General features: G+C 34.6%; 6 protein-coding genes and 2 pseudogenes. 6 read left to right on the top strand and 2 right to left on the bottom strand.

Going from position 1 to position 8,173, the window contains the following annotated elements:
• Positions 1–488, top strand: a pseudogene (locus tag IDG60_RS01655) (hypothetical protein); the annotation flags it as partial.
• 794 nt (positions 489–1,282) lie between these two features.
• On the opposite strand, the gene IDG60_RS01650 reads toward IDG60_RS01655, so the two are convergent.
• Positions 1,283–1,381 (bottom strand): hypothetical protein, encoded by a 99-nt coding sequence (locus IDG60_RS01650; protein ID WP_001792089.1) that lies wholly within the window; start codon positions 1,379–1,381, stop codon positions 1,283–1,285.
• An 84-nt stretch (positions 1,382–1,465) separates the two neighbouring features.
• On the opposite strand from IDG60_RS01650, the gene IDG60_RS01645 reads away from it, so the two are divergent.
• Positions 1,466–2,854, top strand: a complete 1,389-nt coding sequence (locus IDG60_RS01645; protein WP_000991017.1) for an L-cystine transporter — start codon at positions 1,466–1,468, stop codon at positions 2,852–2,854.
• A gap of 80 nt (positions 2,855–2,934) precedes the next feature.
• Here the strand turns inward: IDG60_RS01645 and nfsA are convergent, their stop codons facing one another.
• Entirely contained in the window at positions 2,935–3,690 is a 756-nt protein-coding gene (gene nfsA, locus IDG60_RS01640) for an oxygen-insensitive NADPH nitroreductase (protein WP_001287099.1), read from the bottom strand.
• A gap of 491 nt (positions 3,691–4,181) precedes the next feature.
• Here nfsA and ahpC point away from each other — a divergent pair, with 491 nt between their 5' ends.
• The 4 genes and pseudogenes from ahpC to IDG60_RS21865 form a co-directional block, all read left to right on the top strand.
• On the top strand, positions 4,182–4,751 hold the full coding sequence (gene ahpC, locus IDG60_RS01635; RefSeq protein ID WP_000052781.1) for an alkyl hydroperoxide reductase subunit C: 570 nt from the start codon (positions 4,182–4,184) through the stop codon (positions 4,749–4,751).
• 15 nt (positions 4,752–4,766) lie between these two features.
• A complete protein-coding gene (gene ahpF / locus IDG60_RS01630) occupies positions 4,767–6,290 on the top strand; it encodes an alkyl hydroperoxide reductase subunit F (RefSeq protein ID WP_103143680.1) in 1,524 nt (507 codons plus the stop codon).
• A 114-nt stretch (positions 6,291–6,404) separates the two neighbouring features.
• Complete coding sequence (locus IDG60_RS01625) at positions 6,405–8,015, top strand: hypothetical protein (RefSeq protein WP_000887776.1); 1,611 nt, start codon at positions 6,405–6,407, stop codon at positions 8,013–8,015.
• Between the two features lie 72 nt (positions 8,016–8,087).
• A pseudogene (locus IDG60_RS21865) lies at positions 8,088–8,173 on the top strand (NDxxF motif lipoprotein); the annotation flags it as partial.

The raw sequence follows: 8,173 nt of genomic DNA, 5'->3' as shown, positions 1-8,173 counted from the left end.
AGGCTATCCAAGAAGCACAAGCATCTCAAGCTAAAGTATTGGCTGAATCAACAAATAAAGTTGAAAAGAATGCTGTTACTGAAGATAAAGCTGACAGTAAAGATTCGAAGGTTGCTGGAGTGAATACATCAACAGACGCTAAGACGGATACTAAAGCAGAAAATGCAGGCGATGGCACTGCTACTAAAGTAGATAAAGAGGATCAAATTTCTGCAACTGAAGCAATTGAAAAAGCCAGCGTTGAGCAGTCTAAAAATGAAAATGCAGCTGAGACTTCAAATAAAGAAGCTACAGTAGATGCAGACGCGCAACATGATGCTGAACAACAAGTAGCAGAAGCCCATGCAGAAGCTTCTAAACAAGCTACTTCGAACGATTCATTGGAAGCGAAAGCAGAAAATGACAGCACAGCTTCACAGTCAGAAATGTCAGAACCAAAACCTCAAGAAGAGAAAAAAGGTTTCTTCGCACGTTTATTCAACCTGTAAACTTGTGATTTGAACACAAATTTAATACTCAATTCATATATAGCTTTGATTTAAAAACTGATTTTTTATAAACCTATAGAACTGTAATTTACTTTCAAATTTAATACTCAATTCATAAAACCTGAAACAAGCTGATATACTCCATTCAATATCTACTTTGAAGAGAGCATATCAAACTAATTTGTTTCAGGTTTTTTAATTATTCATTATGATTAATATTGAATTTTGAATAAATTTTTATAGTATGTTACTTTTAAATGGGATGGCTCCTGTGTATTCCTAAATAGATTCATCTTAATAAGCCCATTCAATTTAAATGTTTGGCTGTGTTAGTAAATGACGAATCACACAAGGGCACACTCATATTCACATTTACTACAAACGCCTTTTTTCTCAAACAAAAATATTTGTTTACGGTAGCTTTTGAACTACCACCTGCACACACGAACCCTCAAAAGATGCTAATTTTGATTCGACAGAATTTTTTACAACGTGTTTGTTCGAAGCGTCTTTTCAAGGTTGATCATTTATTATCTTTTTATTCAATAAATATGAGGTTAGCAATTTTTATCAAACCGTCATAGCCACATCTCGATTCAAGGATGCATTTGTTTTCTCATATCTTATCTCTTATGACAGTGCACGATATATATCTTTTCCAAATATTCATCACTTTTTTCCTGTTAAAATCATTTCTATTATTAACGCTGTAATGACAACTTATTTAATTTATTGCATTTAATGCCCTGCTTCATTTTCAAATATCAACTTTAATCGACTAGGTCATAACACTATTAACCCTTTTCACCTTTCTCTACTAAATTCAAAACGATTTGTTTACAAATTCCCTTATGCCAACGGTCGAATTTCATCATGTTTACATTTAATTGCAAATGCCCTCTTGAAATATTTTAAAATTAATATTATTCTTAGCATACTAGTCGGAATTATATTCAAAAATTTGAGGAGTGACGTTCATGAATGCTTTTCTTACACTGATTAATATTATTGTATTGGTGATTTTCATCGTAATATTGCACATGATGGCTCGCAAACATATATCTTTTGCGAAACGTGTGTTTACAGCTTTAGGTATCGGCATTGTATTTGGCGTGTTATTACATCTTGTCTATGGAACACATTCGAATGTTATTACATCAACAAGTGACTGGTTCAACATTGTCGGACAAGGTTACGTTGCATTGTTGCAAATGATTGTGATGCCTTTAATTTTCATTTCTATTGTCGCTGCATTCACTAAAATTCAAATCGGAGAAAAGTTTGCTAAAATTGGTAGTCTCATTTTTATCTTTTTAATTGGCACTGTCACCATTGCTGCAATTGTTGGTGTTGTGTATGCCTTGGTGTTTGGTTTAGATGCATCAACAATTAATCTTGGTAACGCTGAACAAGCACGTGGAAGCGAAATTGCTAAACAAGCGAAAGATTTAACAGCACATACGTTACCACAACAAATTTTGGAATTATTGCCTAAAAATCCATTCTTAGATTTCACTGGACAACGTGCAACTTCCACGATTGCTGTCGTGATATTTGCTTCGTTTATAGGATTTGCTTATTTACGCGTAGCACGCAAACAACCTGATCATGGTGAATTGCTTAAGCGTGCGATTGACGCTATCTATTCACTAGTAATGGCGATTGTGACGTTCGTCTTACGTTTAACGCCATACGGTGTATTAGCAATTATGGCCAACACATTATCGACAAGTGACTTTGGCGCCATTTGGACTTTAGGAAAATTCTTAATCGCATCGTACGCTGCATTAATTACGATGTATATCATTCACTTAATTATTTTAAGCCTGTTAGGTATTAGCCCAATTCGCTATGTTAAAAAGACTTTGGAAGTATTAATCTTTGCATTCACATCACGCTCAAGCGCGGGTGCCTTACCATTGAATGTACAAACACAAACAAGACGTCTAGGCGTGCCAGAAGGTATTGCCAATTTCGCTGCGACATTTGGATTGTCGATTGGACAAAATGGTTGTGCAGGCATTTACCCTGCCATGCTTGCAATTATGGTCGCACCCGTCGCTAATGTAGAAATTGATTTACAATTTATTGTAACGTTAATCGCTGTCGTGATTATTAGTTCATTCGGCGTTGCTGGCGTCGGTGGCGGGGCTACATTTGCATCCATATTGGTGTTGTCAACGTTAAACTTGCCAGTCGCTTTAGCCGGCGTGCTCATCTCCGTTGAACCATTGATTGACATGGGTAGAACAGCATTAAACGTGAACGATTCAATGCTAGCTGGTACAGGTACCGCCAAGTTAACTAAACATTGGGATAAAGATACTTTCGATTCAAATGATAATGCTGCATTAACTTCACACTAATTCATTGCAAGAAATACCCGCCCCCTCTAGCTATACTTATCATTTTAAGCTAGAGGGGGGCGGGTTATTTTGGTATCTTGCTATCGCTGTATTAAGCCTGATTTTTGCAATTGTTCTAACATATCTAATCTTGCTTTGTTTCCTAGGAACATCTCAATTTGCTGCGACCATGTTTCTTTGCGATTCCCGTTTGTACGTTGATCATAGTACTCGCTGATTGTCTGGTCGTAATCTGCCATTTGTGCATACTGTGTTTCCTTATCAGCATGATACTTATTATGATGGAAGACATGGTCAAATGGTAAGCGTGGCTTGGCTGCACCATTTTCATCATCTGCGGGTTCCCCTACTGCCATACCAAATACCGGGAAGACATAGTCAGGTAAGTCTAAAATTTCTCGAACTCGTTCAACATCATTTCTTAATGATCCTAAAAAGACAATGCCATACCCCATATCTTCAGCAGTTACCGCAATATTTTCAGCAACTAATGCTGCATCGATTGCACCTACTAGCAAACCTTCCGTTGAACCATATGCATTTTCCATATCAGTTTCAGCATGTTGATCAACTAAATGATGACGATAATAATCAATAACAAAGACGAATAAATAGCCATTTTCTACAACATAAGGTTGTCCAGAAACTTCTCGTAAATTTTCTTTAATCTTCTCATCGTCGATACCAATAATTGAGTATGCTTGTAGGAAACTTGACGTCGAAGCGCTTTGTCCAGCTTCTACCAATTTCTTAACAACGTCTTCACTTAAAGGTTTATTCTTAAATTTTCTAACAGAATGATGCTTTTTCACAAGATTATATACATAATCTGACACGTTACCCACTCCTCGATACTTTACAGTTAATTAAAAATCTTCATATTGCAATTGTACACGTCCAAACTTTTTTATAGCAATTATTTGCTTATAAGTTAATAATTGAACTTTTAAAAATATTGTCTCGTACTTGAAAATTCCAGTTTCTCACTAATCACCTTCATCCATCTCGAACAAATATTCTCACACCATTATCAATAAGGTTGACTTAGTTGAGAATACAAATCTTCTTTTTTTACATTTTTTACATTAAAATCAAGATATTAAATATAGACACAACCTTTTAAATCATCAACTACAAAATCCATTATCAAAGCACTTTATATTATCTTTCTTTATTTTAAAAGTAATCGTTCACTTTACAAAGTTATCCAGTTGACTATTCTGGATCAAAATGTAATAATGCTAACTAAGAGATTAGAATTATTATAATTAAGCACAATCAATTGATAGTTCTAATTCATACTTAAATTCTTAGGAGGAAGATATTTATGTCATTAATTAACAAAGAAATCTTACCATTTACAGCGCAAGCTTTCGATCCAAAAAAAGATCAATTTAAAGAAGTTACACAAGAAGATTTAAAAGGTTCTTGGAGCGTAGTATGCTTCTATCCTGCTGACTTCTCATTCGTTTGTCCAACTGAATTAGAAGACTTACAAAACCAATATGAAGAATTACAAAAATTAGGCGTAAATGTATTCTCAGTATCAACTGATACTCACTTCGTACACAAAGCATGGCATGACCATTCAGATGCAATTAGCAAAATCACTTACACTATGATTGGTGACCCATCACAAACAATCACTCGTAATTTTGATGTATTAGATGAAGCTACTGGTTTAGCTCAACGTGGTACATTCATTATCGACCCAGACGGTGTTGTACAAGCATCTGAAATTAACGCTGACGGAATTGGCCGTGACGCTAGTACATTAGCTCACAAAATCAAAGCAGCTCAATATGTTCGTAAAAACCCTGGCGAAGTATGCCCAGCTAAATGGGAAGAAGGCGCTAAAACATTGCAACCTGGTTTAGATTTAGTAGGTAAAATCTAAGGAGGCATTACAACCATGCTTAATGCTGATTTAAAACAACAACTTAAACAATTATTAGAACTAATGGAGGGCAACGTTGAATTCGTTGCCAGCCTTGGTTCAGATGAAAAATCTAAGGAACTCAAAGAATTATTAACAGAAATTTCTGATATGTCACCTAGACTTTCACTTTCTGAAAAGTCTTTAAAACGTACACCAAGTTTCTCAGTCAACCGTCCTGGCGAAGAAACAGGTGTAACATTTGCAGGAATTCCATTAGGTCACGAGTTTAACTCACTTGTTTTAGCAATTTTACAGGTTAGTGGTCGTGCACCTAAAGAAAAACAGTCAATTATTGACCAAATTAAAAACTTAGAAGGTTCATTCCATTTTGAAACATTCATTAGTTTAACGTGTCAAAAATGTCCTGATGTCGTTCAAGCACTTAACTTAATGAGTGTGATCAACCCTAACATCACGCATTCTATGATTGATGGTGCAGTGTTCCGTGAAGAATCTGAAAACATCATGGCAGTCCCTGCTGTCTTTTTAAACGGCGAAGAATTTGGCAATGGTCGTATGACAATCCAAGATATTCTTTCGAAACTAGGCAGTACGGCAGATGCATCTGAGTTTGAAAATAAAGAACCTTATGATGTCTTAATCGTTGGTGGTGGTCCTGCTAGTGGTAGTGCAGCGATTTACACAGCACGTAAAGGTTTACGTACTGGTATAGTTGCTGATCGTATCGGTGGCCAAGTTAATGATACTGCTGGTATTGAGAACTTCATTACTGTTAAAGAAACAACTGGTTCTGAATTTTCTTCTAACTTAGCAGCGCACATTGATCAATATGACATTGATGCAATGACAGGTATACGTGCTACAGATATCGAAAAGACTGACGAAGCAATTAAAGTTACGTCAGAAAACGGTGCTGTCTTAGAAAGTAAAACAGTCATTATTGCTACTGGTGCAGGTTGGCGTAAGCTAAACATTCCAGGTGAAGAGCAATTGATTAATAAAGGTGTTGCATTCTGCCCTCACTGTGACGGACCTCTATTCGAAAATAAAGACGTAGCAGTTATCGGTGGCGGTAACTCTGGGGTTGAAGCAGCAATTGACCTTGCTGGTATCGTTAATCATGTTACATTATTCGAATTCGCTAGCGAATTAAAAGCAGACAACGTGTTACAAGATCGTTTACGTTCTTTATCAAATGTTGATATCAAAACAAATGCCAAAACTACTGAAGTTGTCGGAGAAGACCATGTTACAGGTATACGTTACGAAGACATGAGCACCGGCGAAGAACATCTACTTAACTTAGATGGTATCTTTGTTCAAATTGGTTTACTTCCAAACACATCATGGTTAAAAGATGCTGTTGAATTAAACGAACGTGGTGAAATTGTTATTGATCGTAACAATAATACTAACGTACCTGGAATATTTGCTGCTGGCGATGTCACAGATCAGAAGAACAAACAAATTATTATTTCAATGGGCGCTGGTGCAAATGCAGCATTAAATGCCTTTGACTATATTATCAGAAACTAAAGTTTCATTCATTTCACTGACAGTATCTTACATTTGTTAAGATGCTGTTATTTTTTTATCCCGACATAAAATCATGTTATGATAAACTTAATATATACAACGAGGTGTGCAAAAATGCTTGATGTTCATTTTATATACCCAAGAAAATTACAAAACGCATGCGAATATTTTAATTTACCGACCCAAAAAGAAGGATTTGAAGTCACGATGCATGCTTTACGCCCTGAAAATATACATAAAATTTATCATGATATGGATAAGACAGAACAAAAATTTATAGAAACACTTATATCTAATGGTAATCCTGTCACAATTATAAATAAACGCGATGTTAATATTTTAAAGCTAACAAATCATCTAGGTTTTGTTTATCAACTTAACGAAGATGAGTTCTTTGTAAATAATTTCTTTTTAAGATATATCAATTCAGAGGTACTAGATAATGCATATGGTGAATTCGAATCGCTAGATACAATAAACCATATGAATTTAAATGAAGAAGTGTTACGTGTAAGACAACATACGCGCTTAAACGATGTCACATTAGAACATGCTTTACTGTTAAAAACTAATGACGAGCTAAAAACAATATGCAGGCAGTATGGTATCAAAGGATTCTCAAATAAAAACAAACAAAATCTTGTTGAATTAATTATGACAGCATTTTTCAATAATAATCACATCATTGAACAAGTGTTTTCTAATGCTACTCTATTTGAGTTTGATATTCTTTCTAGCATACTTGAAAGTGATGATAACTACCGATTAAACAATGAACTAACTAAATTTGAAAAGCTGCAATTAATAAATTTTGATAACTTTTTAACTATTCATTTTTATTATTATTACGACTTTGAATATGATTGTCTTATTTTGCCAAATGATGTGCGTAAACATATTGAAAATTTCGTGAATCAAGTCGGCAATGGTGATTTTGAGAAAGCTGTAAATCAATTTGTTAATGAGCAAACAATTGAGAATAGTTTAGCAGAGTTTAAAAACGCGTTAGAATTATCATTTATGGAAGACGAAGTTGACTTAGATATGTTACTTGAAGATGAAGATTTTGGTACAACCGATAGCTTAAGAAGTGATGCAATCACTCAATTGATTTCTGAGATTAAGAAAGGATTAATAGATAAAAAAGATATTTTACCTCTTCGTATTATACTTGGTTCTGTAAACTTGTATGGTATTTTATCAACTAATCATCTACTATATCTTTTACAAAGATTTTATGACGCTACTTTTAGTAAAGAAGAGTTACAATATAGCTTAGATACTTTAGCTGGTACTGAGCTATATTATGTTGAAGATGACTTCGTGTTTCATCCTGTGTTATTTGATGTTGTCGAGTCTGAGGCGTCTGGCATTGATATTTCTGATGATGGATATTATGTACCAGCTTCGGTTGAAGAATTAATCTATTATGATAGACATCACTATTTGAAATCTGATCAAGCAATTAAAGAGATCACCAGTTATCTACGCAAACAAATCAATATGAAAAATGATATTGAGAAGGAAAAGTATGTGAACGAAATCATTATGCTTTTACGTACGATACCTACGTCTAAATTGATACAACCAATTATGCAGTTATTTATAGATAATGCTATCCTTAACAACGTTCAAAACGACGCATTATTGATTGAAAAAGCAACTCATGCACGTAATCATTTACGTCTATGGTCATTGCAAGGTCATCGTGACATTCCAAACTAATTCAATGTTACTCTATTAAACATGAATACACATTTTTTCAATTAAAGATAAACTAAGGAGTTATATTACATTATGAAAAAGAGATTACTACTAAGTACATTTTTAGCATCTGCATTAATTCTTACAGGTTGCGCGTCCGATCAATCTGATAACGAAGA

It is taken from the genome of Staphylococcus sp. EG-SA-2 (assembly GCF_017152085.1).
The sequence above is the reverse complement of the archived record's forward strand: the minus strand, read 5'-3'. Positions and strand labels throughout refer to the sequence as shown.

Bases quoted from the DNA above. Each gene is read 5' to 3' on its own strand.
- IDG60_RS01645 (WP_000991017.1), top strand. From the start codon at position 1,466: ATGAATGCTTTTCTTACACTGATTAATATTATTGTATTGGTGATTTTC.
- ahpC (WP_000052781.1), top strand. From the start codon at position 4,182: ATGTCATTAATTAACAAAGAAATCTTACCATTTACAGCGCAAGCTTTC.
- ahpF (WP_103143680.1), top strand. From the start codon at position 4,767: ATGCTTAATGCTGATTTAAAACAACAACTTAAACAATTATTAGAACTA.
- IDG60_RS01625 (WP_000887776.1), top strand. From the start codon at position 6,405: ATGCTTGATGTTCATTTTATATACCCAAGAAAATTACAAAACGCATGC.